Consider the following 24,787-nt stretch of genomic DNA (forward strand, 5'->3'; position numbering starts at 1 on the left):
CCCTTTCTATCGCGTCACTACTCAACATTTTTCTGAACTTCTGAATAAACCTTAGTCGGAAGCCCCCAAAGCTTGATAAAACCAACAGCCGCATCTTGGTCAAAGGTATCCGCACTAGTATAAGTCGCCAAATTTTCATCGTAAAGAGAATTTGGTGATTTCCGAGCCACTACCTGGGCGTTCCCCTTATAAAGTTTAACTTTTGCAGTTCCATTGACAACTTTCTGTGTCTCCTTGATATAGGCAATCAAAGCCTGAGTTGCTGGGCTAAACCACAGGGCATTATAGATGAGATTGGACAACTCATTTTCGATAATAGGTTTGAAATGAGCCACTTCTCTCACAAGAGTCAAGTCTTCAATCTCCTTATGAGCTGCCAATAAAGTCACAGCACCTGGGCACTCATAAATCTCTCTTGACTTAATACCGACTAGGCGATTTTCCACATGGTCAATACGACCGACACCATGTTTGCCCACAATTTCATTGAGTTTTTGAATCAAATCCGCTACTTTCATCTTCTCACCATTGAGGGAGATGGGCACCCCGCAGCTAAACTCAATGTCAATAAATTCTGGACTGTCTGGTGCCTCTTCCGGAGAAGATGTGATTCCAAATGCTTCTTCTGGTGCTTGGTTCCAAGGGTTTTCCAAGACACCACATTCATTTGCGCGTCCCCAAAGATTTTGATCGACAGAGTAAGGATTGTCAAGGTCAGCTGGAACTGGGACGCCATTTTCTTTGGCATATTGGATTTCTTCTTCACGAGACCATTTCCACTCACGAACAGGCGCAACTACCTTTAGATTGGGATCCAAAGCTGCGATAGAGACTTCAAACCGAACTTGGTCGTTTCCCTTACCTGTACAACCATGGGCAATTGTGGTTGCCCCCGTCTGATGAGCTATTTCAACAAGTTTTTTTGAAATAAGAGGGCGACTCAGAGCAGATACCAAGGGATACTTTTGTTCATAGTAGGCATGTGCCTGAAGGGCCACTAAAACATAGTCATTAGCAAATTCTTCCTTAACATCAATGACATAGGACTCTACAGCCCCAACCTTGAGAGCTTTATCGTGGATGAACTCCAAATCCTTTCCTTCACCCACATCCATACAAACAGCAATCACATCATAGTCTTTTTTTAACCATGTAATAGCAACTGATGTATCCAATCCACCTGAATAGGCTAAAATGACTTTTTCCTTACTCATTTCTCTTCCTTCTTTCTATTTTTCGATAGAGGCTTTAAAAGCATCGTCAATCAATTTGTCCAACTCCCCAGAATCCTTCAACTTCTGGATAGTTTTGTCAACCGCATCTTTTAATTCTTTACTGTCTTTTTTCATCGCAACAGCGTAGGAATCTTCTTTGTCATTGTCAAAATCAAGCTCAGCGATGGCTAGGTCTGGATTATTCTCTACAAATCCTTTTGCCACTGGTTCCTCAAAGATAACCGCATCCAGTTGCCCTGATTTTAAATCTGTTATCAAATTTCCATTTTTAGGAAGTGAAACGAGAGAAGAATTCTGCAAGGTTTCTTTGGCCAGAGTTTCCTGGATAGAACCTTTCTGCGCTCCAACCTTTTTCTGAGCCAAATCCTTGACTGATTGGTAATTCGTTAATTCAGATTTTCTTACGATAACCTTATTTTTCGAAGTGTAGTAGGGAATTGAAAAATCGTAAACTTGACTTCTCTCCTCCGTTTTAGAAACACCTGATATGGCAAGATCGGCCTTGCCTGAATCAAGACTAGCTAGTACATTGTCAAAACTCATTGGAGAGAACTCCACTTCTACACCTAGTTCCTTTGCGATGGCTTTGGCTAGTTCAACATCTGAACCTACAATCTGATTTTTCCCATCGACCAATTTCTGGTATTCAAATGGAGCAAACTCTGGATTTAGGGCCACCACCAATTTTCCTTTAGCCTTAATGGCTTCAACACCTTGGGATTGAGTGTTACTACAAGCAAATAATAAGGGAAACATAAGCAAACCAAACATCGTCATCAACACCTTCTTCACTTTATTCATAGAAGAGCCTCCTTTTATTTTTATACTGTATTATTGTATAAATAATACTCTTCTCATTCTCGTTTGTCAAGGAAAAACTGTATTTTATTTCATTTAAATCAAGAAAAAGCTTATTATATGATATATTTTTACACATAATAAGCTTATTTATACTATTTGAGTTTTAAAAATACAATTGTCCAATTACAGGTAAGATGAAGAGATCAACGAACTCTCCACATTCTCTTTCACAATTCAATAACTCTATGGCATTGTTGAGCCACATAGGCATCGTGGGTAACGATAATGACCGTTTTACCTTCCTTGTTCATATCTAAGAGAAAGTTCAAAACCAAATCTCGATTTTCAGGATCTAGAGAACCGGTTGGTTCATCTGCTAAAAGGAGCTGGCTGGGTTTTAAAATGGCTCTAGCAACTGCGATTCGCTGCTGTTCCCCTCCAGATAACTCTGAAACCTTTTGATGTAGAATTGATGGCAACCCCACTCTCTCTAAAATTTCTTCTATCTTTTTGACTTTGTCCTTCTTGGATAATTTTACATACTTTAGAGCGAGCATGAGATTATACTCTACCGTTTCATTATCAATCAGAGCAAAGTTTTGAAACAGATAGGAGATATGTTCGCGGATAATCGCTTGCGACTTAACAGAATTGACAGGTACATTTTGCTGACCGAAAATTTCATAATGTCCACTGTAATCGCCATCTATCAAACCCAAGAGATTTAACAAGGTTGACTTGCCACTGCCACTTTTTCCAACAATGGCAACTAAATCTCCTTGGTTAATTCTTAGAGATAAGTTCTCCAAAATAACTTTTTTCCCAATGGTTTTCGTAACATTTTCCAACTTTATCATAAGTGATCCCCTTTCAATAACTGCACTACATTTCGTTTTTCCATCTTAGAACCCAAGAAAAGCACAAACAGGATATCTAAGCCTGTAAATCCTGCAAAAAGTAGGAGCGGGAAAAGTGCCTGTGTAAAGAATAGCAAAACCATAAAAGGAAGGCTATAAACAGCTAATAGAAGACCCAGCAAGGAGCGATACCGATCTATCAATTTCCAGCCCATAAACTTCTTGGTGATAATATCTGTTCGCTTCAATAAGAAAGTTGTTACTAGTAAGAAGTAGGAAATCATCATACTAAGAAGACCAACCAAAGCAAAGAGTATATTGAAATTCCGAACAGCATCTCGATAAGAATCTACTTTATCTTGTTGAATGACTTGAATAGATGAAAATTTTAAATAATTCCCATCTGATAATTTCTCAACTAACGCTGTCACCTCTTTTTGATGTTGAGCCGTATTTTCGATTTTAATCGGATTATTTAAACCTGTTGTAGACAGGGAGGCTTTTTCATCCCACATCATATCGGAATCATTGACCAAGCTAATAATTGGATTGTAGAGATTTTCCTTTCGTTTCTCGTTATAAGGGAAGAATGACCAATCACCTTCATAGTAAGCAATCTCGATATCCATCTCCTCTATCGTTCGTTTTTGCTGCTCTTCATACTTCATAGAAAGATAGGCAATTAATTTCCCCAAGAGCTGATTTTTATCTTCTTCACCTTTCGTACTTGCTGGCATCAAAATAACTTTTTTAGTGCCGGTATCGGGTAACTTGAATCCCTTGCTCTTTAGAAAATTGCGATTAGCATAGTAAACATCCACTGTATCTGTTAACTGATATCGCTGAATCTGTTCTGATTTGACAAAATTTTTTACAGGAAGACTGCTACTTTGCACATAGCCCGCCTGCGTTTTTTCTACCAAATCCAGATAAAATCGATAGAAATAATCCACTGCCTGCCCTGAGCCTGCCAACTGCTCTTGCCACAAGTTATCATTGAGTTGGAAAGTTTCCAAGGTCAGATAATTTCCTTGACTGATCCACTGTTTCTGGTAATCCAACTCTTTGTTTTCTTGCTCCAAACTTTTTCCTACCCCAACTAGCAAGACTGTCAGTAAAATAGTAGTTCCAATTTTCATCAAATAATTAAAGAGTAGACCAAATTTGAAAGATGAAAAACTTTTCAGCAGAGAGCTGATTGTCATTTTTTGGATCAAGAGATAGGTCAACCAACTGATAAAGAGATAAAGTTGCAAAAGCAAAAAATGCGACAACCATAACATAGGGAACAAATCTTTTGGCTTGTAATCAAGCAAGAAAAACACTCCTAGATTGATCACAAGCGTCCCACCTAGGAGGAGGTAAAGGTTGCCTTTTACAACATCAGCTAAAACAGCCCTATCTTGAAAACCAAGTAATTTTTGTACCCCAACTCTTTTCATCTCCATCATCGGTTGATACACTGTCACTAACACAAGAAGTAAAATAGCCAAGACAAAAACAACGGCAGATAAAAGCAAATCTCGATTTATGACTTCCACTGCACTTTTGTAGGTCGGCTCTAGCAAGGTAGCCTGGTCTATCTTGAAAAAATCGCTCCATTTCTGTACAATCCTATCCTTGTCCATCTCTTGTGTAGAAGTTATCGTATAGCGACCATTTAAACTACGAGATGTATCCTTGATATAGGTTTGAAAAGTCATAAGCTGAATAGGCTTGGCTTTTAGAAAAGTCGGAATCGTACCAAGTTTATTGGAAATTTCTTTATTACTGTAAACTCCCTCACCATCTGTGGTAAAATCAAGAGAAGAAATCCCAAACTCTTGGTAGGGGAAGGTATCTTTATCAAAAACACCAGACTTGACCACCTCATCACCACTGTCTGTTTTGATGATGGAGACTTTATACTCCTTTGATACATCCTCAAAAAATCGAAGTACAGATGCTTCAGGTTCGTTAATATCTTTCAAATACAAATCCAAAGAATCTACAGTCTTTCCCATTTCCCGAATCCGAACCACTTCACGTGTGTAGTTTATATTAAAAACAAAAAAAGTGGTACACAAAAGCAGGAGTAACATACAGAAATTACTGATTTTTTTCATAAAAGTACCTCCTTAGTACTTTATCATCTTAGTCGTAGAATTTATTCCCTTTTTTCACAAATTTATTTTAGATTTCTTTTTTACTTTTTATACTACTATGATACAATATTTTTAATCAGTTTCTATTTTCTGTTAACTTTTTTCACGAACAAGGAGGAGATCATGCGCTACGATTTTGGAAATGTTTATAAAGAAATCCGTGAGTCAAAAGGATTAACCCAAGAAGATGTCTGTGGTAGCGTCCTTTCAAGAACCAGCCTATCAAAAATCGAAAGTGGAAAAACAACTCCTAAATATGAAAATATGGAGTTTCTTCTCCGACAAGTCAATATGAGTTTTGAAGAGTTTGAATATATCTGTCAACTTTATCAACCAAGTCAACGCACAGAAATTATGCAAACCTATCTCAATATGAGCTCAATCCTAGGGACTAGTGAACTCGAAAAACTATTTCAAAAATGTCAAGACTACCTCAAAACTCACCACGACCTCCCCATCAAAGAGATACGAGATATGCTGGAAATTGTTATCTATACCCGCCAAAATGGGACTAAAAAACTGTCAATCGAAGTTAACAATACTGTAAAGAAGCTATGGAAGAAGATAGAAAAGCAGGACACTTGGTACGAGAATGACTTAAAAATTCTCAATACCGTTCTCTTTACCTTTCCTATAGAACATATCCATCTCATCACTGGAAAAATCTTGCAACGCTTAGAAGTCTATAAAAACTACCAACATTTATATGACTTGCGAATGGCAATCCTACTCAACCTCTCTACCATTTACTTATACAATCAAGATAAAAACATGTGCCAACAAATCTGCTACACTTTACTGGAGGATGCCAAGAACAAGAAAAGCTACGATAGGCTTGCTATCTGCTATGTCCGTATTGGGATTTGTACGGATGATTCTAAACTTATCCAAAAAGGTTTCTCCCTTCTGGAACTAACCGATGAAACCTCCATGCTATCTCATCTCAAAAAAGAAGTAGAGACCTATCATCAACCAAAGGAAATATAAAAAAGTCGAGGGATTTCCTCGACTTTTACATATTTTTCTGTTAGCTAGTTCTTAATACCAACCGTTGTTAAGCCAGAAGTTCTTGGCAGCTGTCCATGAACCGTAACGTCCTGCAACGTAGGCATCTGCTACACGTTCTTGGTTTTCAGCTGAGTAGTCACCGTTCAAGTATGAATCTGTCAATTGGTAACGTCCGATGTAACGTCCGTTTGTAGCAGTGTAGCTACCACCTGATTCTTTTTGAGCGATCCATTCTTTGGCTTCTGCTTCAGAACCACTTACAGTAGAAGCTGCTGCAGTGTTGCTTTCTGTTGCTGGAGCTGCTGGAGTTGCAGGTGCAGCTGGGGCCTCATAAGTTGTTGCTGCTGGAGCTTCTTCAACTGTTTCTGTAGCTACTGGAGCTGTTTCTTCCGTTGTTGCTGCTGGAGCTACAGTTGAAGCTGTTCCTTCGATAACCAAAACTTGGTCAACATAGATAAGGTGAATATCTTTGATGTTATTTTTTGCTGCCAATTTTTCAACAGTTGTGTTGTACTTCTCAGCGATTTCTGAAAGAGTATCACCTGATTTAACTGTGTAAGTTACAGTTTCTTGGGCAGATGCAAGTGATGGAGCAAAGAAAGCAAGCAAAGTTGCTACTCCTGCGATAGTTGTTTTAATTTTTTTAGTTGTTAATGACATATCTAAAAATTCTCCTTCCATTGGATATATCTATGATACCTTTTAAATGTTACCGTTGTTTAACGGTTTTATGTAGAAATATTACAAAAATGTTTTATATTTACCGTTTTAAGTAGATTTTTGTCACAAAAGACCTTATTTTATACTATCTTTAATCATTTTAAGCTTTTGATAAGGGAAATAAGCGCAGAGGTCCATTCTTTGATATAATAGATATAAGAATCTTTGTAAGGGGAAACAGATGCACTCACTTCGTTTTCAATCTGTCTTTGACATTATCGGACCAGTTATGATTGGGCCATCAAGTAGCCATACTGCTGGAGCTGTTCGCATCGGGAAAATCGTCTCTTCCATCTTTGATGATACGCCGACAGAAGTCGAATTCCAATTATTTAACTCATTTGCCAAAACCTACCGTGGTCATGGAACTGACCTTGCTCTCGTCGCTGGTATATTAGGTATGGATACGGATGATCCTGATATTCCAAATAGCCTAGAGATTGCCCATAAACGTGGTATCAAGATTGTCTGGACCATTCAGAAGGACAGCAACGCTCCTCATCCTAACACCACTAAAATTACTGTGAAAAATGAACACAAGTCCATCAGTGTGACAGGAATTTCCATCGGTGGAGGAAATATCCAAGTTACGGAGCTTAACGGCTTTGCTGTCTCTCTCAACATGAACACACCAACCATTATCATCGTGCATCAGGATGTCCCAGGTATGATTGCCCATGTTACTGAAGCCCTCTCTCGTTTCGATATCAACATCGCTCAGATGAATGTGACTCGAGAAAAAGCTGGAGAAAAAGCCATTATGATTATCGAAGTCGATAGTCGAAGTTGCGAAGAGGCGATTGAAGAAATCCGAAAAATCCCTCATCTCCACAATGTCAATTTCTTTAAGTAGGAGGAAACATGTTTTATTCTATCAAAGAATTGGTTGAGCAAGCAGATCTAGACTTCCAAGGAAATGTCGCCGAACTCATGATTGCGACAGAATATCAACTAACCGGTCGAGAACGGCCAGAAGTTCTCCTCCTCATGGAACGCAATCTAGAAGTTATGAAAGCCTCTGTCGAGCTCGGTCTCAGTGAAAATAAATCCCGTAGTGGCCTAACGGGTGGAGACGCAGCCAAACTAGACCGCCATCTCAAAAGTGGCAAGGCCTTGTCGGACTTTACCATCCTATCAGCAGCCCGTAATGCCATCGCGGTCAATGAACACAATGCGAAGATGGGATTGGTCTGCGCTACTCCAACCGCAGGAAGTGCTGGTTGTTTGCCAGCCGTTCTCACTGCTGCTATCCAAAAACTAGACCTCAGCCACAAAGAACAGCTGGATTTCCTCTTTGCTGCTGGTGCCTTTGGACTAGTTATCGCAAACAATGCCTCTATCTCAGGTGCTGAAGGTGGCTGTCAGGCCGAGGTTGGCTCTGCCTCTGCCATGAGTGCCGCAGCCTTGACCTTGGCTGCAGGTGGAACGCCCTATCAAGCTAGCCAAGCCATCGCCTTTGTCATTAAAAATATGTTGGGCCTCATCTGCGACCCCGTCGCTGGTTTGGTTGAAGTTCCCTGTGTTAAGCGCAATGCCATGGGAGCCAGCTTTGCCTTTATCGCAGCAGACATGGCCTTGGCAGGTATCGAGTCTAAGATCCCTGTTGACGAAGTCATCGATGCCATGTACCAAGTCGGATCGAGCCTTCCAACTGCCTTTCGTGAAACGGCTGAGGGTGGACTCGCCGCTACACCTACTGGTCGCCGCCTACAAAAAGAAATCTTCGGAGAATAAGCTTATCTATTAGGAGAAACTATGCCCTCTATCTCAGCAATCTTTTTTGATCTAGACGGAACCCTGGTTGACAGTTCCCTCGGGATCCACAATGCCTTTACCCATACCTTTAAAGAGCTAGGAGTTCCACGCCCTGATGCCAAAACCATTCGTGGTTTTATGGGACCGCCCCTTGAAAGTAGTTTTGCAACATGCCTTCCCCAGGAACAAATCTCAGAAGCTGTCCAAATATATCGTTCTTACTACAAGGAAAAAGGGATTCACGAAGCCCAACTCTTCCCCCGAATAACGGAATTACTCCGAGAACTTTCACAAAACTACCCTCTCTACATCACTACAACAAAGAATACTCCTACTGCTCATGATATGACTAAAAATCTGGGAATTCATCATTTCTTTGACGGCATTTACGGCTCTAGTCCTGAAACGCTACATAAGGCGGATGTCATCCGTTACGCCTTGCAAACGCATCAACTCCATGCAGACCAAGTTCTCATTATTGGCGACACCAAGTTTGATATGATCGGAGCCCAAGAAACTGGCATTAAAAAGTTTGCTGTTACTTGGGGATTTGGAGAAGAGGATGATTTACTCAGCTATCAGCCTGACTGGATTGCCCGTACCATTGACGATATCATTAGCCAGCTCTAACCATACAAAAATACTCCTAACACTAGTGAACTAGGTTGAGGAGTATTTTTTATATGTTGTTACTATCAGAAGGAATCAACTCTATGCTTAAGCAGTAATTTGATCCTGTTCTTCAGTATCTGCATCTTCATCCTTCTTACTTGGCCAAGCAAGCATCACAATAAGAGCAATCGGTCCAACGATAGGAACCAAAGCAATGAAGATAAAGGCCCAGTGGAAACCAGCGTCTCGTAAGCGGCGAACAGTCACAGCGATAGAAGGCAACATGAGAATAGCCGCTAAAAAGAGGTAAAAACCACCCATAGCTTGTAAACTACGAATTGCCTCCATGTTATACGGACGAGTTGACACTGCAGCATGATATTTCGTATAAGCAGGAAGACAGATTAATAAGTTCGTAAAATAAATCCACCAGTACTCCGAACGAGTCGAACGACCAGTAAAGTTTACATAACCCTTCCAAAAGTTCTTATAAGCATTAAACATACAATAATCTCCTTTATTTTTATTTGTATAGTTTATCATAATTTATCATAATTTACAAGGTCTATTGGGACACCAAGTCAATGGAGTATGCAAGGATTTCTCTCGATCTCAACAGTTACTATTCTATAATTTTTCTCGAATTAGAAAACGCTTTATCACACTGTCGCATATCTATACATCTTCCAACTGCCACGGATTTCTTTAATGAGGGAAATTTTCATGTGGTAGGTGGATCCATCTCTAGTTTGCTATTCTAAAAACCAGCTTTCCGATTCTCTCAGAAAACTGGCGATAGTTGTTTCATTATGAAGGTAGATGGACACTCTTACTCAGCATGGGTTGTCTCATTTGCAAAGGAAATAATCGCTTCTTTGAGCTCATCTCCACTGAGTGAACGGAATTCTTCAATCTTTTGATCGATGGCTTCTAGCGGCATGACGTTTACCTTACCAACGAAAATCTTGTCCATGACTTGGTTATCAACCAATTCGGTCGAAACCAAGAGTTCCTCATAGAGTTTTTCACCGGGTCGGATACCGACCTCAACGATTGGAATTTCACTTTCCGTGTGCCCACTTAGAAGAACCATTTTCTTAGCCAAGTCATAGATCTTGACTGGTTTGCCCATGTCAAGGATAAAGACTTCTCCGTCCTTGGCATAAGCGCCAGCATGGATTACTAGACGGCTAGCCTCTGGAATGGTCATGAAGTAACGTGTCATACGGAAGTCTGTCACCGTTACAGGACCGCCTTCAGCAATCTGACGTTCAAAGACAGGAATCACACTACCACGACTACCGAGAACATTCCCAAAACGGACTGCACAGTAGGTTGATTTGCTACGTTGGTTAAAGCCAGTGACAATCAATTCTGCCACGCGCTTAGTCGCACCCATAACATTTGGTGGATTGACCGCTTTGTCAGTCGAAATCATGACCATCTTAGGTACTTTGGCCTCATCAACAGCCTTGGCAACATTGTAAGTCCCGAGGATATTGTTCTTGAAGGCTTCTTTTGGATTGCGCTCCATCATCGGAACGTGCTTGTGGGCTGCAGCATGGTAGACAATGGCTGGTTTGTACTGCTCAAACACCTGCAAGAGTCGGTCATAGTCCTGAATATCTGCAATAACAGGAACATAATCAATCCCTTGGAATGTACGGATCAATTCATGATAAACGAGATAGATTGAGTTTTCACCATGTCCAAGCAAGACAATACGCTCGGGATTGAAGCGACTAACCTGGCGACAAATCTCCGAGCCAATCGAACCACCAGCTCCTGTCACCAAGATGGTCTTGCCTGTAATCTCAGTACCTAGACGCGATTCGTCAAGACGAATTTCCTGACGGCCCAAAAGGTCTGTGATATCAATTTTCTGGAAGCCACTGCCTGATTGATGGAGTCCTTGAACGACTGTCTCAACCTTAGGCATCTTGTAACATTTGACGCCTAGCTTATTACACATCTGCAAGATGCGTTCGTACTCTGATGGGTCGAGCGAAGGGATCGCTACGATGACACGCTCGATTTGGTGACGTTTAGCTAATTCAGGCAGATTATCATAAGAACCCAAAACTGGGATGCCACCTAGTTTTTGTCCCTTTTTCTTTTCATCGTTATCCAATATCCCCACTAGCTCAAGGTCGCTAGTTGGGTGTTGGTAGCTGTTCATAAAGAGGGCACCACCATCACCAGCACCAATCAAGAAGGTCCGACGGTGTTCTCCATCTCCACTACCTTTTTTACGTTTAGAATAAATCAACTGCCAAGTGATACGAGGAAGCAAGATGAGGAAGGTACTCAACAAAATGAAGAGTACGATGAAACGGATAGAAAACAATGGAAGGAAGGCATAGCAGATTCCATAAGAAAGAACACTGCTGAGCATCACTCCGAAAAAGATTTTCATAAAATCCGTAATCTTGCTATAACGACTGATACTAGCATTTAGCCCCCAAAAAGCAATCATGATTTGATAGAGGAGGAAGGCTAAAAGAGTGTAGATCACGTAATCCACAGGCGCAGGATTTATAAGGCCATAAAACAAGATATAAGATACGATGATGGAAACCACCATACTCAGAATATCGAATATCCCCCAAAACACTTGTTTTTGCTGTTTATTTAAAATTTCAACCAGATCAATCACATAATCTGTTAGTTTTTTATTCATAGGAATTTACTCCCCCTTAAAAGAGTCAGATGATACTGTTGTTATGATAACCTGAATCATTCAGTCTATCGGGGCTTACTTTCTCTTTCTTAAAAGTTTGACGAAGATAAACTGACGTACAAAGCCTGGACAAAGTGCAACAATTGCCTGAATGGCTACACTTTTAGCATATTCCATGTAAGAAATTTGCCCTCGCTCAAGCATCCGTTGGCGAGCTTGACGATAGAGTTTGAGGTAATGCAAGCCACCTCGACGCTCAAACATCCCTGCACCGACACGAACCTTACACAAGATTTGATCTAGGTTCCCAGTCTTGGCACCTGCAGCAATCATATTGAGCCAAAGGAGGTCATCCTCCATGTAAAGGCCATCTTCATAGTTGCCCGCCTTGAGGACCATGTCCTTTTTAAACATGACTGTCATATGGTTAAAAGCGCTTCTCATTCTCTGATAAGCCACAATGTCTGCGTGCTGAGTTGGAACACGACGATAAGATACAATCTCATCTGGATTGTCAATGAACTCTGCGATATGGCCGCCTAAGAGATCGAGATCTTCTTTCTCCATTAGCTGAAGCTGTTTCTCAAAACGATCCGGAACAGCTAAATCATCCGTATCCATGCGAGCAATAATGTCATACTGGCACTGTAAAACACCGTATCGAAGAGCCAAGCCTAAACCTTGGTTTTGTTCTAAGGGGCATCGTTTAACTGGAATGTCTGACTGAGCTTCCACTTCATCTAGCACCTGATAGAGTTCGGGTGTGAGCGGGCCGTCCTCAACAAGAACAAGTTCGCTCGGTTTCAAGGTTTGGTTTTGAACACTTTTGATAGCATCTCTTAAAAACGTCGGATTTTCCTTTACATAGACCGACATCAAGACGCTGATTTTTTGCTTTTCAGGCACAGTTTTTCTCCAATGTATAGATTTCCTTCCACTATTTTATCACAAAATTTCCTAGTTTCCTATTTTTATATCAAATCAAGGAAAATTCTAGTAAAGAAATCCGTCCCTTTTCACTTTATTTTCACTTTCATTGATTGATCTGTCTTGGCTGTCATTACTTGACATTATAAGGAAAAAACCTTAAAATAAGCTGTTATTAAAATCATCCTATCGAGGTTTTTATGAAAAAACAATCACTCTTTTTTGTTCTAGGAATTGTCTTAATCGGAACTGTTTTACGCTCTCCTTTTACTGCTCTTCCAACTATTTTAGGAGATATCGCTCAGGGACTAGGAGTGGAGGTTAGCTCTCTTGGGATTTTAACCAGTCTCCCTCTCTTGATGTTTGCTCTTTTCTCTGCTTTTGCAAGCCGCTTGGCACAAAAAATCGGGTTGGAACACCTCTTTACATACTGTCTCCTCCTCTTAACTGTTGGCTCTGTCATTCGGATTTTCAATCTTCCCCTTCTCTATCTAGGGACCCTAATTGTGGGAGCAAGCATTGCGATCTTCAATGTACTCCTCCCAAGTATGATCCAGGCAAATCAGCCTCAAAAGATTAGTTTCCTAACAACTCTCTATGTCACTGCCATGGGAATTTCGACAGCCATCGCTTCTTATCTTTCGGTCCCTATCACCCAAGCTAGTTCTTGGAAGGGACTCATCCTCGTTCTCAGCTTTCTCTGTCTGGTCACTCTGCTAGTCTGGTTGCCAAATCATCGCCACAACCACCACCTAGAAAGCCAAAAAGAAAAGCAAGTCAAAGAGAATATTCTAAAAAGTAAAGATGTCTGGGCTATCATTATCTTTGGCGGGCTTCAGTCCTTACTCTTTTATACAAGTATGACTTGGTTGCCAACTATGGCTGTTAGTGCTGGTATTTCTAATAGTGATGCGGCTCTCCTCGCTTCTATTTTCTCACTCATCAGCATTCCTTTTTCAATGACTGTTCCAAGTCTGACGACTCGTCTATCAGATGCCCACCGTCGAATCATGCTGGCAATTATCTCTATCGCTGGGATGACAGGAATTGCCATGCTCTTGTATCCAACCAATAATTTCCTCTACTGGCTAGTCGTCCATCTCTTGATTGGAACGGCATGCAGTGCCCTCTTCCCCTACCTCATGGTTTGTTTTTCTCTTAAAACCAGTTCTCCTGAAAAGACCGCTCAGCTATCAGGACTAGCGCAAACAGGGGGCTACATCTTGGCGGCCTTTGGTCCTGCCTTGTTTGGTTATAGTTTTGACCTTTTCCAATCTTGGATCCCAGCTGTCCTTGCCCTTCTAGTCATCGATATCCTCATGACCATCTCACTCTTTATGGTGGATCGAGCTGATAAAATCCTCTAAACTTCTAGTTTTTACTAGGAGTTTTTTTATATATAAAATTTTTACACATATTTCTTGACAGGGCTTTCAACTTGAGATACAATATATTTGAAAAGAGTATATATAAAATTTTTATATAATATAAAGGAGGTTTCCCATGTACTTCCCAACATCCTCTGCCTTGATTGAGTTTCTCATCTTGGCTGTACTGGAGCAGGGGGATTCTTATGGTTATGAGATTAGCCAAACCATTAAACTCATCGCCAATATCAAAGAATCTACGCTCTATCCCATTCTCAAAAAATTGGAAGCCAGTGGCTTTCTGACCACCTACTCTAGAGAGTTTCAGGGGCGTATGCGCAAATACTACTCCTTGACCAATCGGGGCGTAGAGCAGCTCGTTACTCTAAAGGAAGAGTGGACGCTCTATACCGACACCGTCAACGGCATTATAGAAGGGAGTATCCGCCATGACAAGAACTGACTATCTGACTCAGTTAGAAACCTATCTCAATAAACTGCCTGAAGCTGACCGCATCGAAGCCATGGACTACTTTAAGGAACTATTTGACGATGCAGGTCCAGAGGGCGAAGAAGAACTCATTGCCAGTCTAGGAACACCAAAAGAAGCTGCCCATGATGTCCTCTCTGATCTTCTCGATAAAAAAGTCAATGAAGCCCCTGCTCAAAAGAATGGCCGTCAACTGCTACACATTGCCCTCCTGGCCCTGCTAGTAGCTCCTATCGGAATTCCGGTCGGGATTGGCATCCTCATGGCTATCATCGGTATTTTTATCGCGGCTGCCTCCGTCATTCTAGCCTTCTTTACCGTCTCTGTGACGGGTATCCTGCTAGGTGGACTCTTTATCGTAGAGAGCTTTAGCGTCCTAGTCGAAGCCAAATCTGCCTTTATCTTGATTTTGGGGGCCGGTTTGCTTTCTATCGGTGCTTCTTCTCTTGTTCTACTGGGCATCTCCTATGTAGCTCGTTTCTTTGGGCTCCTGATCGTCCGCTTGGTGCAATGGATTCTTAAAAAAGGAAAGAGAGGTGACAGACATGCGTAAATTGACAAAAGGATTTCTCATTTTTGGTGTGGTTTCTACAATCCTTGGTTTTATCATGATCATTGTAGGCGCCCAGTCCAATGGTATTCAAAGTTTGCTTGCCATGTCAAAAGACCCCGTCTATGACAATCGTATCGAAGAAGTGACCTTTGGAAATGAAGTGGAAAAACTTGATTTGACCCTTGAGGAACATAGCCTAACCATCACAGAGTCTGTAGATGACAAGATCCATATCACCTATCATCCTTCCGTGTCTGGTCGTCACGATCTGACTACTGGCATGAGTGACAAAACACTGAGCGTCACTGACAAACAAGCCTCCCAACATCGCTTTCTAGGTTCAGGAATCGAAGGTCTACTTCGTATTGCCAGCAGTTATTCTCACCGTTTTGACGAAGTCATTCTCTCCCTACCTAAAGGAAGAAAGCTGCAAGCAATCACCGTTTCAGCCAATCGTGGACAAACCAATATTCGTCAAGCCAATCTTGAAAATGCGACAATCAAAACAAAAGGCTACCTCTTAAGAATAACAGAAAGCTCTATCAAGAATAGTACACTAACGACACCTCATATCATCAATATCTTTGATACCGAATTTACAGATAGCCAGGTCAAGACGGAAAGGGAACACATCTATGCTGAGAATATCAAGGTCCACGGCAAGGTTGAGCTAGAGGCCCATTCCACTCTAACACTCATTCTCTCCCAGAAAGAGACCGACCGTATCAATCTAGAAATTTCTTCTCAGCATGGTGGTATCTATCGTCAACCCAAAGAAGAACATCGTGGACAAAAAGAGAATGTACTTGCCAACCCTTATAAAACCGAAAAAGCAGATATCAAGGATTTACTCATTGCAAAAGCCAACCAGGATATCTACCTACCTAAAGAGGAGCACTCTGCTCCGTCTAGAAACCATTGACAAAAACGCTTTCATCTGCTAGTCTAAAGATAGAAAACGACCATAAAAAAGGAGGTTCCACCATGACACAAGAATGGTTTGAAAGTGCCGATCTTGAGAAGAAATCACCTCAGACAAAATCAGAAATCCAGCCCAACGAGCCAGAGACTTCGGAAACTGTGGAAGATGAACCACAAGTAAGCGAAGAAACTTCTGTCTCACCTAAAGAGTTAGAAATACATGAGGAGGAAGCTCCCGAAATGATTGAGGAAGCCCAAACCAAGGAAGAGGGAGAAGGGAAAGCTGAAGAGGAACACAAGCAAGAAACCCCTGCAAAAGAGAAAAGTATCCTCAGCAAGGCTTTAGAAAGCCCCTATATCCCAGATATTGACCCTCGTAAAACAGCCCGATTCAAAGAAGAAATCGCACTATTTTGGACTTGGCTGCTGGATGCTATCCAAGAACCAACTACCAGCAAAACTACGGACCAAAGGCATCGTTATAGTGTCTTTGCCCTACTCACCTTGCTATCCTCGATTAACCTTTTCTTTAGTATCTATCATATCAAGCACCTCTACTACGGCTATATGGCCTCTATTGCCAATAGTTTACCTAACCAGCTCCCTCCTTTAGATCTCTTTGCTGGACTTTCTATCTTGGTCGCTAGCGCTCTATTTTACTTTTCTATCATTCTGGGAGGCTTTACTGTCCGACGTGTACTGGACCAGGAGAGCGACTTCACCTTACAAGAAGCTTGCGATCGGTATAGCAGACTCTTTGCTATCCCACTTGTCCTAACAGCTCTAGCAAGTTTCTTTGCACTCTTTGGTGGCTTACGATTTGCTGGTATCCTCACTCTTCTAAGCATGGCCATCTTTGCCCTCGGCAATCTCTTTGTGATTAGCAAGCCAAGTAAGACCAGTAGCCTTGACCCATTTTATCGTTTCTTGCTAGCTGTCTTACTTGATGGCGCTATTCTCTTACCCTTCTTCATTGCAGAGCTTGCGCTAACAGTAGACTACCTTCGCATCCTGACCTTCTTTTAATCAAAATCCCTGCCATTTATTAATGACAGGGATTTTTTATACTAACTATTTTTTAAACAAGGCCTACTCGATGCTTGCCAATTCCTCAAAATCTTGTCCTAGGATGGGTTGTACTTCTAATTGATTAGCATCTAGTTGCTGATAAAATGCTGTTGGTAGTGACTCTAGGAATTTTTCATAATCCAAGCGAGCGATGGCTTCATAGTCCTCTGCTTTTGAGCCATCACCAGAAATCGTCACTAGGTCAATCTCCCAAACAAGCTCCTTGCCTGCCAGCTGCTCGGTATAAGGAGCTGGTACAACGGGTTCCTTTGGCAAAATCGTCTTGACTCCCTGGGCTAGGTGATAGATACCGTGTACCTTGCCTTGGGCGTCTGGGTAAAATTTTACACTGGCAAGGTAGGCATCAGATCCTTGAACCTTCTTGACTAGTTCTTCAAAACGTGCCAATCCATCCTCAGCCAAAAAGCTCTCGAGGTATTCCTTGTTGAGATAGATAAGGGACAAGAGCCCTTGGCAATAGACTAGACGAGTCGCTTTATCAGCTAGATAATTCTTGACTGTTTCTCGGAAATAAGCTTCAAAGTCAAATCCTTCTAACCCTTCTACCACTTGCCACAACTTGTTTGATAGGGCTTGGAGGAGAGCTTCTACAATCTCCCAGTCTGCTCTGGTAAGGAAGTCTGGAATCACCACTTGATAGCCTTTTCGACTATCCGCATAGTTGACCTTGAAGAGAAATTGCGACTGACCTACAATCCCACACTCCATGTACTCGAGACGATTGAGGGGCTGACGGAGATAGACGGCATCATAACTATGCGACTCCAAGCCCTCCACCAAGGCCAAGATGGACTTGGCAGTCAAGACCTCCTGTTGTCCTAGAATGCTTTCTTTATTTGGGATAAAAAATGTTTTCGCCATAACTGGCCTCCTTTGAAATCGTTTACACATAGTATACCCTATTTTCCTGAAAGATACAGAAACAAATTTTAGATTTTTTGGTAAAAAGCATAGAAAAACAGCCCTTGAAAATTGCTTGACATTCAGCAGACTAAAAGTAATCGGTATTCACATACCCTAGAAATGCAATAAAGACGACCAAAGGAATCGTCTTTATTTTCTGTAAGTAAATTCTATATAGCTTATACTGTCCTGATCTATATTGCTATCCGACTTTAATTTGTAGCTAACTGCCATGCTTGTTCAAAATATTTTCTAAATAGCCCCACCAATTCCTTTCAAAGAATATGGATAAGACGCATAAGATGATGAGACAAAAATAACCTCTTCCTTATCAATTATTACAAATTGGATCTTTGAAAATTTTATTTTTTCTTCCTTATTATCAAAGTATCTACACGAATAATTGGAATCGTAACTTAGATGTTCAAGCATTTCGTCCATATTACGCTTATAACTAAGGGTAAGTATTTCTTTATAATCTCATATATCTTTTGAATTTGCCTATCAATTTAATTGCCTACATGTTCCTTCTTAGCATCATTTCTTCGTATAGGATTTATTTTCATAAAATCTTTCTAATTAAAGTCACAAAATCAATACATATTCTGAGAATATATCTGAATTTCATAGAAAAGCAATGAATGAACTTCTAAGAAAGCAAAAACTCATTCTGAGCTCTTCTTACTTTTTATCCTGCTGTGCCATCTCCTGATTGTAGGACAAAGCTAGATTGATCCAGTAAGACAGTTCTTTTTGTGCTTCACCATCTAAATCAATATAGCCATGATAAAGCCTACCCTTCATTAAAGTCACACTGGCACCATTTTTAGGCAGAGTCTGCTTTTCCAGTTCCTTACCGATGCGGACCATGACAAGCTCTTGACCCTTTTCTGAACTCACAGTCACTGTCATCTTACCTTGGATCATAAAAGCCAAACCACCAAACATCTTCTTCTCTTCTACCTCTTCTTCAAAAATATGAGGAGGAAGTTCAGTAGCTAAAATGGCACGGACTTGCTGGGCTAAGGATTCACTATATGCCATCCTTCTACCTCATTTCATCACATCCCAGCCGATACCAAAACGGTCAATCAAGCGGCTATAAAACTCTGCGAAAGCTTGTTCCTCTAAAGGATAGAGAATTTGCCCACCTTCAGCAAGCTTAGCAAAGAGCTCATCGACTTCTTCTCTACTGTCTGGGCTCAGAACTAACCATTGATTGGGCTGATGATTGCTGGGAATAGATAGGTCGTTAAAAATGCCTACATCCTCACCATTCAGGGTCAAGTTTTCCGTATCTAAGGCAATCCAAGCAAGCTTATCCCGTTTTTCTGCAGGAAGGTCAGCTGGATCCATCATCTCACTGGCTCGGACAAGTCCCTTAATCTCTGTCTGAAAAAGGTCAGCATAAAAACGAAAAGCTTCTTCGACCTGACCATTAAAACTTAAAAACACGTCTAATTTCATTATTGTTCCTCCAATTTTTTATATCTGAGAATAAATCTCTAGTATCAGTTTATCAATTAGGATAAAAATTTTCTTATTCTCAATTGCACTTGTTTGGCTAGGGAACGCATGATTAAAACTGGAAGATTAACTGTAATAGGTGGATCACTGGGCAATGGCCTCCGCATGCTGATTTCCTCTTGATAGATGCTATCGCCTGCAAAAGTGAGAGGCTCATCGCTGCCCCAGCGAAAGTTATGCTTCAAAACATAGTTTTTAGTTAGGCGTAAATCCTCCAGCAATTCACAGGCCAAAAGATAGTAGTGGCCATCTGGTACATTTTCAAAAGTAAACCGGCTCTCCTGACTCAGTGCTACTCCGATAACCGGCTCTTCTTTGGGTATTCGGGTTTTAAACAACCCGACACAGCTAAGGCGTGGTTCATACCCCTCAGGATAAGATAGCGCCGCAGTCAACCGATTGCCACTTTTGTGGTCAGGATCCTGATGCAACAAAGCTCCCTTTTCATCCAACTGTTTGACCATAAAATCATAAACCTTGGTTGATTCCTGATAATATTTTTTAGGCGAAAGTCCAGTATGCCGCTTAAAAGTATTGGAAAAACTGCCTAGACTATCATAACCAGCTTCCATAGAGGTCTCGGTCACATTTTGCCGGCTTTCTACAATCTCCTGAATCCCTTTTTCCATCTTAAGAGCTTCCACATATTGCTTGATAGAAAAGCCCATCTTTTTCTCGAAAGTTCTGGATAGATGGGAAGGACTATAATAGAAATACTGAGCCAAATCAGTCAGACTCAGTTCTTCATCTGCATGCTGACGCAGATAAGTTGCCACTTTTTCCATGATAGCTTTAGAAATAGACTTGCTCCTTTCCCATTTATTTAAGCTCATTATATCAAATCAAAAAGAAAGGACAAAACATCGAAACAGCAGAAATCAAGTGATACTCCGCGAGATGTCCCAAGAATCGACAGAAATAGTCTGCTTTCCCAAATCTCTGTCCAACAAGACTTTTACCTGTAGATAAATGATGAAAAAAACTTTAGACGTTTGAATCGCCTAAAGTTTTTAGTTTTTCTTAGGAATTTAGAAACTTGCCTTACCATCAAAAATTGTCAGCTTATGTAAATTTTCCATGCCTGCAATAATGGGTCTAGCTTTTGCAATGAGATTTTGAAAAACTTCCAAGGTCAGACTGTCATTGTGAGCTTGCTCGCTCTCCCAAACTTCGTAAATATAGATGCTGTTGGGTTCATCTGCCTTCTCACCTAAGATATAGCAGAAACAAGTGTCAAGATTTTGCATTTCTTTGACAACTTCTTGCATGTAAGCAGTAAGTTCCTGCACCTTTCCTTCTTGGGCCATTAATTTCCCATAAACACAAAATTTTTCCATTAGGATCTCTCCTTATTACTGAGCTACCACTGTTTCCAAGCTTTCACCGATAGCTGCTAGGCGCTCGATTACTTCTGCTTGTGTCAATTCTTTTTCTGAAACATAGCGGTTGCGTGGGTGAACACGACACTCGTGTGAGCATCCACGAAGGTACCTGTCTTCATTTTCTTCTGATGTTAGGATACGACGGTTACAGAAGGGATTTCCACAGTTGACATAGCGTTCACATGGTGTTCCATCAAACCAGTCTTTCCCTACGATGGTTGGGTTAACATGGTTGACATCGACTGCGATACGCTCATCAAAGACATACATTTTCCCATCCCAAAGCTCACCTTGAACTTCTGGATCTTTACCGTAAGTTGCGATTCCTCCGTGCAATTGGCCGACATCTTTGTAGCCTTCACGGACCATCCAGCCTGAGAATTTCTCACAGCGAACTCCACCTGTACAGTAAACCACGACACGCTTGTCCATGAATTTTTCCTTGTTGTCACGAACCCATTGTGGCAACTCACGGAAGTTGCGGATGTCTGGGCGGATAGCCCCACGGAAATGTCCTAGGTCGTACTCATAATCGTTACGTGTGTCAAGAACCACTGTATCTTCGTCAAGAAGGGCTTCTTTGAACTCTTTTGGAGACAAGTAAGCACCCGTCGTTTCAAGTGGGTTGATGTCGTTGTCAAAATCGTTGTCTTCCAAACCAAGGTGGACAATTTCTTTCTTGTAGCGAACAAACATCTTCTTGAAGGCTTGTTCATTTTCTTCGTCAATCTTGAACCAGAGGTCTTCCATGCCTGGGAGGCTGTGAACGTAGTCCATGTATTTTTGAGTTGTTTCGTAGTCACCTGAAACAGTCCCGTTAATCCCCTCGTCAGCGACTAGGATACGGCCTTTAAGGCCGATTGATTTACAGAAAGCCAAGTGGTCTGCCGCAAATTGCTCTGCATTTTCAATTGGAGTATAAAGGTAGTAAAGTAAGACACGAATATCTTTTGCCATAAGATTTGTTCTCTTTTCTATTCTTAAATTTTCAGAATTTTTCATTCAACTATACTAGTATACCCACTTGGGAAAACGAATGCAATTTATTTGACCGGAAATTGTAGAAAGAGTCCTACCCCTGCACTTCATCAGTAACCATAGCGAATCGCAGATAATTCTCTCAATTTTTTGATTTGCTTAGCTTGACTTTCTGACAAACCCAGCTTATTATCAATCAACACACGTGAGATGTCAACGTTCATTTGGCTCAGAATAAATGGAGTAGAGGTTCCATCATCCTTTAATCGTTTTTTATAAATCACTAACTGATTTTTCAAGGGAGTAAGTTGAGGCGCAGCCTTTATATCTTCCAATAGATGATCAATGATGGTCATCGCTTCACAACGCCTTTCTCTACCTCCAGCGAACCATTTTAATGGTGTCATTCTCATTTTTCTCCTGAAATTCGCTTATAAATTGAAAAACTATAATTCCTAACTCTCCAGCCAGTATTTTACCCAAATACCCTATGTAAAAAAGTCAGCAAAAATGGCAAGGTCGCTACAATATTATTGATCACATGCACCGCATAGGAAGGATAAATGCTCTTGGTATAACGGGTCAAACCAGCAAAGATGATTCCAAGTGTTGCAAAGACGAAGATATCTAACAGACTAGGAAAATTTGAAAAATGAGGGAGAGCAAATAAAATGGACGGAAGAAGCAAATCAAGACCAAATCGCGAATCTTTAAAAAAGGCGTGTTGCAGTAATCCTCTGTAGATTAACTCTTCCATCAGCGGAACCAAAAAGAACAGGGCTATATAGATACCTAGCTCTGCAAAGTTAGTCCCACTATAACCAATCAATACAGCCCAACCTTCCGCAGTTGACTGAACATATTTAGCTGTCTGAACGTTAAAAGAGATCTGGAGCACTACCACTAATACTGTCAAAATCGAATACCAAAGCCATTTTTCTCTTGGAATGCGAAAGAGATAACCATGGTCTGTCTTAACCAGAATCCAAATCATGACTCCGATAAATAGCAAACTCAGGATATTTTGAATCCAGAAGAAATTGCCAATCTGGGAAGAAAATTGCCAATAGTTTTGGACAATAAGCGTCAGCTGGGAAAGTCCAAATACGAAAAATAAGTAAGAGAAGACAGCACTCATTTTGAAAAGAAGGCGATATTTTTTCATAATAAATCCCCTATAGATGTATGTGTATCACATCGCATAACCCCTCAGAACTACTGTTTTCATTTTTACATCCCAAAAATCACTACCTCCCCTAGAGAACTAAGGAAGGCAGTGATCACATTTTTAGGAATTAGGAATGAATACACGAAATCAATCAATCTTATGATTTTTTGTTTTTCAAGAATTCGTCATATTGTTTTTGCATTTCGTTCAATACTTTTTCGTAGGCACCTTCAGATTTCAATTTTTCCATCAATTCTGGAATAGCTTTATCTGGGTCTACAGTACCAGTGTTGATAGCTGTATCGAATTGTTGCATTGTGTTAGAAATTGCTGAGATTTCAGATTTCACATTGTCAGTGTTAAAGATGAATCCAAGTGCTGGAGATTCTTTAGCTTCAGCCAATTGTTTCTTAGAATCTTCGATTTGTTGGTCTGTAACGTTTTCGTTGATGTAAAGAATCCAGTTGTTACCAGTGTTCCATCCACCCATGTGAGTATTTCCTTTGTAGCCATCAAGGACGCGTACACGGTTTTCTTTACCTTCAATTTTTTCCCAGTTCTTGCCTTCTGGACCGTAAACAAGACCGTTCAAGAGTTCAGGGTTCGTGTTCAAGAGGTTCAACACTTCCATTGATTTTTCTTTGTTCTTAGAGTTGTTTGAGATAACAAAGTTGGCAACTTGTGTTGTTTGATTTTTCTTGATAAAGTTAGTGATTGGTTTGATTTGGATGTCTTTGTTCGCAACGCGTGAAAGCAAGCTGTTACCGTAGTCAGCTGGTCCTACTGTTTCTTCACGAACGAACCAAGTGTCTTGTTGAAGGTCAAATGAAGTGTCGCTTGTTGCTACGTCTTTTGGAATGTATCCTTCTTCATAGAATTTGTGAAGAGTCTTCAAATGTTCTTTGAAACGAGGCACTTCGTAACGGTTTACGATCTTAGTAGTGTCTCCTTCAAGGTCGATAACAAATGGAAGTCCGTTTGGTACTGGGTAGTCAAAGTTATCAGATGGGATAAAGTTCTTCGTAACCGCAAATGGTACTACGTCTGGAGCTTTTTCTTTGATTTGTTTCAAGACTGGTTCAAGTGTTTCGTATGAAGTGACACCTGAAATGTCAATACCATATTTTTCAAGAAGAGTTCCGTTGAAGGCAAAGTTTTGAGATGATGCAACGTTAGCTGCAACTGGTACTGCATAGATCTTACCGTTTACAGTGTTCCCTTTGATGTAAGCTGGGTCAAGTGCTTTGTAAAGCTCTGCTCCTTCTTTTTTATACAATTCTGTCAAGTCAGCATAAGCACCTTTTTGAGCATTTACAACATAGTTAGATGCAAATGCGATATCATAGTTTTCACCAGATGATGTGATAACAGACATTTTCTTATCATAGTCACCCCATCCAAGGTATTGGATATCCAATTTAGCACCGACTTTTTCTTCGATGATTTTGTTTGCATTTTCTAGCAATTCATCCAAGTTGTCTGGTTTGTCACCGATTTGGTACATTTTGATTACAGGTTTTTCACCTGAAGCAGTATCAGCAGCTTTTTTGTTATTACCTGTAAGGTTTCCACAAGCAGCAAGACCAGCAGCCAAAGCGACTACGCTAGCAGATGCAAAAGCATATTTTTTCCAGTTTTTCATGATAAAAACTCCTTTTTTTATTTTTAAA

The 24,787-nt window shown here is 40.8% G+C and carries 26 protein-coding genes; 9 read left to right on the forward strand and 17 right to left on the reverse strand.

Annotated features, from left to right (window positions below):
- Window positions 1-17 precede the first annotated feature (17 nt).
- The 4 genes from MP387_RS08600 to MP387_RS08615 all read right to left on the reverse strand — a co-directional run bounded on the left by MP387_RS08600 (window position 18) and on the right by MP387_RS08615 (window position 4,998).
- Window positions 18-1,214, reverse strand: a complete 1,197-nt coding sequence (locus MP387_RS08600; RefSeq protein ID WP_242746381.1) for an argininosuccinate synthase — start codon at window positions 1,212-1,214, stop codon at window positions 18-20.
- Between the two features lie 15 nt (window positions 1,215-1,229).
- A complete protein-coding gene (locus tag MP387_RS08605) occupies window positions 1,230-2,036 on the reverse strand; it encodes an ABC transporter substrate-binding protein (RefSeq protein ID WP_242746383.1) in 807 nt (268 codons plus the stop codon).
- Window positions 2,037-2,263: 227 nt separating this feature from the next.
- Window positions 2,264-2,893: an ABC transporter ATP-binding protein gene (locus MP387_RS08610; RefSeq protein ID WP_242746385.1), complete on the reverse strand. Its 630-nt coding sequence runs from the start codon at window positions 2,891-2,893 to the stop codon at window positions 2,264-2,266.
- Window positions 2,890-4,998: a bacteriocin-associated integral membrane family protein gene (locus MP387_RS08615; protein ID WP_242746387.1), complete on the reverse strand. Its 2,109-nt coding sequence runs from the start codon at window positions 4,996-4,998 to the stop codon at window positions 2,890-2,892. Before MP387_RS08615 ends, MP387_RS08610 begins: the two co-directional genes overlap by 4 nt.
- Before the next feature lie 162 nt (window positions 4,999-5,160).
- Here MP387_RS08615 and MP387_RS08620 point away from each other — a divergent pair, with 162 nt between their 5' ends.
- Window positions 5,161-6,024 (forward strand): helix-turn-helix domain-containing protein, encoded by an 864-nt coding sequence (locus tag MP387_RS08620; protein WP_242746401.1) that lies wholly within the window; start codon window positions 5,161-5,163, stop codon window positions 6,022-6,024.
- A 51-nt stretch (window positions 6,025-6,075) separates the two neighbouring features.
- Here the strand turns inward: MP387_RS08620 and apf are convergent, their stop codons facing one another.
- Window positions 6,076-6,705 (reverse strand): aggregation-promoting factor, encoded by a 630-nt coding sequence (apf, locus tag MP387_RS08625; protein WP_242746405.1) that lies wholly within the window; start codon window positions 6,703-6,705, stop codon window positions 6,076-6,078.
- Window positions 6,706-6,946: 241 nt separating this feature from the next.
- On the opposite strand from apf, the gene sdaAB reads away from it, so the two are divergent.
- The 3 genes from sdaAB to MP387_RS08640 are packed head-to-tail and all read left to right on the forward strand — an operon-like array spanning window position 6,947 to window position 9,150.
- Window positions 6,947-7,618 (forward strand): L-serine ammonia-lyase, iron-sulfur-dependent subunit beta, encoded by a 672-nt coding sequence (sdaAB, locus tag MP387_RS08630; protein ID WP_000555868.1) that lies wholly within the window; start codon window positions 6,947-6,949, stop codon window positions 7,616-7,618.
- Between the two features lie 8 nt (window positions 7,619-7,626).
- Window positions 7,627-8,499: an L-serine ammonia-lyase, iron-sulfur-dependent, subunit alpha gene (gene sdaAA / locus MP387_RS08635; RefSeq protein WP_242746408.1), complete on the forward strand. Its 873-nt coding sequence runs from the start codon at window positions 7,627-7,629 to the stop codon at window positions 8,497-8,499.
- A 21-nt stretch (window positions 8,500-8,520) separates the two neighbouring features.
- On the forward strand, window positions 8,521-9,150 hold the full coding sequence (locus tag MP387_RS08640) for an HAD-IA family hydrolase (protein WP_242746410.1): 630 nt from the start codon (window positions 8,521-8,523) through the stop codon (window positions 9,148-9,150).
- Between the two features lie 87 nt (window positions 9,151-9,237).
- Here the strand turns inward: MP387_RS08640 and MP387_RS08645 are convergent, their stop codons facing one another.
- The 3 genes from MP387_RS08645 to MP387_RS08655 all read right to left on the reverse strand — a co-directional run bounded on the left by MP387_RS08645 (window position 9,238) and on the right by MP387_RS08655 (window position 12,718).
- Window positions 9,238-9,636, reverse strand: coding sequence for a DUF805 domain-containing protein (locus tag MP387_RS08645; protein ID WP_242746412.1), 399 nt, complete (start codon window positions 9,634-9,636; stop codon window positions 9,238-9,240).
- Between the two features lie 325 nt (window positions 9,637-9,961).
- A complete protein-coding gene (locus MP387_RS08650) occupies window positions 9,962-11,812 on the reverse strand; it encodes a nucleoside-diphosphate sugar epimerase/dehydratase (RefSeq protein ID WP_042903043.1) in 1,851 nt (616 codons plus the stop codon).
- Between the two features lie 75 nt (window positions 11,813-11,887).
- Entirely contained in the window at window positions 11,888-12,718 is an 831-nt protein-coding gene (locus MP387_RS08655) for a glycosyltransferase (protein WP_242746414.1), read from the reverse strand.
- 221 nt (window positions 12,719-12,939) lie between these two features.
- On the opposite strand from MP387_RS08655, the gene MP387_RS08660 reads away from it, so the two are divergent.
- From MP387_RS08660 to MP387_RS08680, 5 genes are all read left to right on the forward strand, one after another.
- Entirely contained in the window at window positions 12,940-14,106 is a 1,167-nt protein-coding gene (locus MP387_RS08660) for a CynX/NimT family MFS transporter (RefSeq protein ID WP_242746416.1), read from the forward strand.
- A 136-nt stretch (window positions 14,107-14,242) separates the two neighbouring features.
- Complete coding sequence (locus MP387_RS08665) at window positions 14,243-14,569, forward strand: PadR family transcriptional regulator (RefSeq protein WP_000273860.1); 327 nt, start codon at window positions 14,243-14,245, stop codon at window positions 14,567-14,569.
- The gene (locus tag MP387_RS08670; RefSeq protein ID WP_242746418.1) at window positions 14,556-15,149 is read left to right on the forward strand and encodes a DUF1700 domain-containing protein; all 594 of its coding nucleotides are present in this window, start codon (window positions 14,556-14,558) and stop codon (window positions 15,147-15,149) included. Before MP387_RS08665 ends, MP387_RS08670 begins: the two co-directional genes overlap by 14 nt.
- Window positions 15,142-16,071, forward strand: a complete 930-nt coding sequence (locus MP387_RS08675; protein ID WP_242746420.1) for a DUF4097 family beta strand repeat-containing protein — start codon at window positions 15,142-15,144, stop codon at window positions 16,069-16,071. Before MP387_RS08670 ends, MP387_RS08675 begins: the two co-directional genes overlap by 8 nt.
- 62 nt (window positions 16,072-16,133) lie before the next feature.
- Window positions 16,134-17,096 carry a DUF6574 domain-containing protein gene (locus tag MP387_RS08680; protein WP_242746422.1) on the forward strand — a complete coding sequence of 321 codons (963 nt, stop codon included), beginning with the start codon at window positions 16,134-16,136 and terminating at the stop codon, window positions 17,094-17,096.
- Between the two features lie 63 nt (window positions 17,097-17,159).
- Here MP387_RS08680 and MP387_RS08685 read toward each other — a convergent pair whose 3' ends face one another.
- From MP387_RS08685 to MP387_RS08725, 9 genes are all read right to left on the reverse strand, one after another.
- On the reverse strand, window positions 17,160-18,020 hold the full coding sequence (locus MP387_RS08685; RefSeq protein WP_242746436.1) for a DUF4299 family protein: 861 nt from the start codon (window positions 18,018-18,020) through the stop codon (window positions 17,160-17,162).
- Window positions 18,021-18,743: 723 nt separating this feature from the next.
- On the reverse strand, window positions 18,744-19,106 hold the full coding sequence (locus MP387_RS08690; RefSeq protein ID WP_242746439.1) for a TfoX/Sxy family protein: 363 nt from the start codon (window positions 19,104-19,106) through the stop codon (window positions 18,744-18,746).
- A 9-nt stretch (window positions 19,107-19,115) separates the two neighbouring features.
- Window positions 19,116-19,529: a VOC family protein gene (locus tag MP387_RS08695; protein ID WP_242746447.1), complete on the reverse strand. Its 414-nt coding sequence runs from the start codon at window positions 19,527-19,529 to the stop codon at window positions 19,116-19,118.
- A 56-nt stretch (window positions 19,530-19,585) separates the two neighbouring features.
- Window positions 19,586-20,422, reverse strand: a complete 837-nt coding sequence (locus MP387_RS08700) for a helix-turn-helix transcriptional regulator (RefSeq protein WP_242746450.1) — start codon at window positions 20,420-20,422, stop codon at window positions 19,586-19,588.
- A gap of 195 nt (window positions 20,423-20,617) precedes the next feature.
- Complete coding sequence (locus tag MP387_RS08705) at window positions 20,618-20,926, reverse strand: putative quinol monooxygenase (RefSeq protein WP_002903981.1); 309 nt, start codon at window positions 20,924-20,926, stop codon at window positions 20,618-20,620.
- Between the two features lie 15 nt (window positions 20,927-20,941).
- The gene (gene trhO / locus MP387_RS08710; protein ID WP_242746453.1) at window positions 20,942-21,928 is read right to left on the reverse strand and encodes an oxygen-dependent tRNA uridine(34) hydroxylase TrhO; all 987 of its coding nucleotides are present in this window, start codon (window positions 21,926-21,928) and stop codon (window positions 20,942-20,944) included.
- A 131-nt stretch (window positions 21,929-22,059) separates the two neighbouring features.
- Complete coding sequence (locus tag MP387_RS08715) at window positions 22,060-22,356, reverse strand: bacteriocin immunity protein (protein ID WP_049520551.1); 297 nt, start codon at window positions 22,354-22,356, stop codon at window positions 22,060-22,062.
- 68 nt (window positions 22,357-22,424) lie between these two features.
- Entirely contained in the window at window positions 22,425-23,114 is a 690-nt protein-coding gene (locus tag MP387_RS08720; protein ID WP_242746456.1) for a CPBP family intramembrane glutamic endopeptidase, read from the reverse strand.
- Window positions 23,115-23,274: 160 nt separating this feature from the next.
- Window positions 23,275-24,759 carry an ABC transporter substrate-binding protein gene (locus MP387_RS08725; RefSeq protein WP_242746462.1) on the reverse strand — a complete coding sequence of 495 codons (1,485 nt, stop codon included), beginning with the start codon at window positions 24,757-24,759 and terminating at the stop codon, window positions 23,275-23,277.
- Window positions 24,760-24,787 lie beyond the last annotated feature (28 nt).

Source organism: Streptococcus oralis (genome assembly GCF_022749195.1).
Taxonomy (GTDB): domain Bacteria; phylum Bacillota; class Bacilli; order Lactobacillales; family Streptococcaceae; genus Streptococcus; species Streptococcus oralis_CI.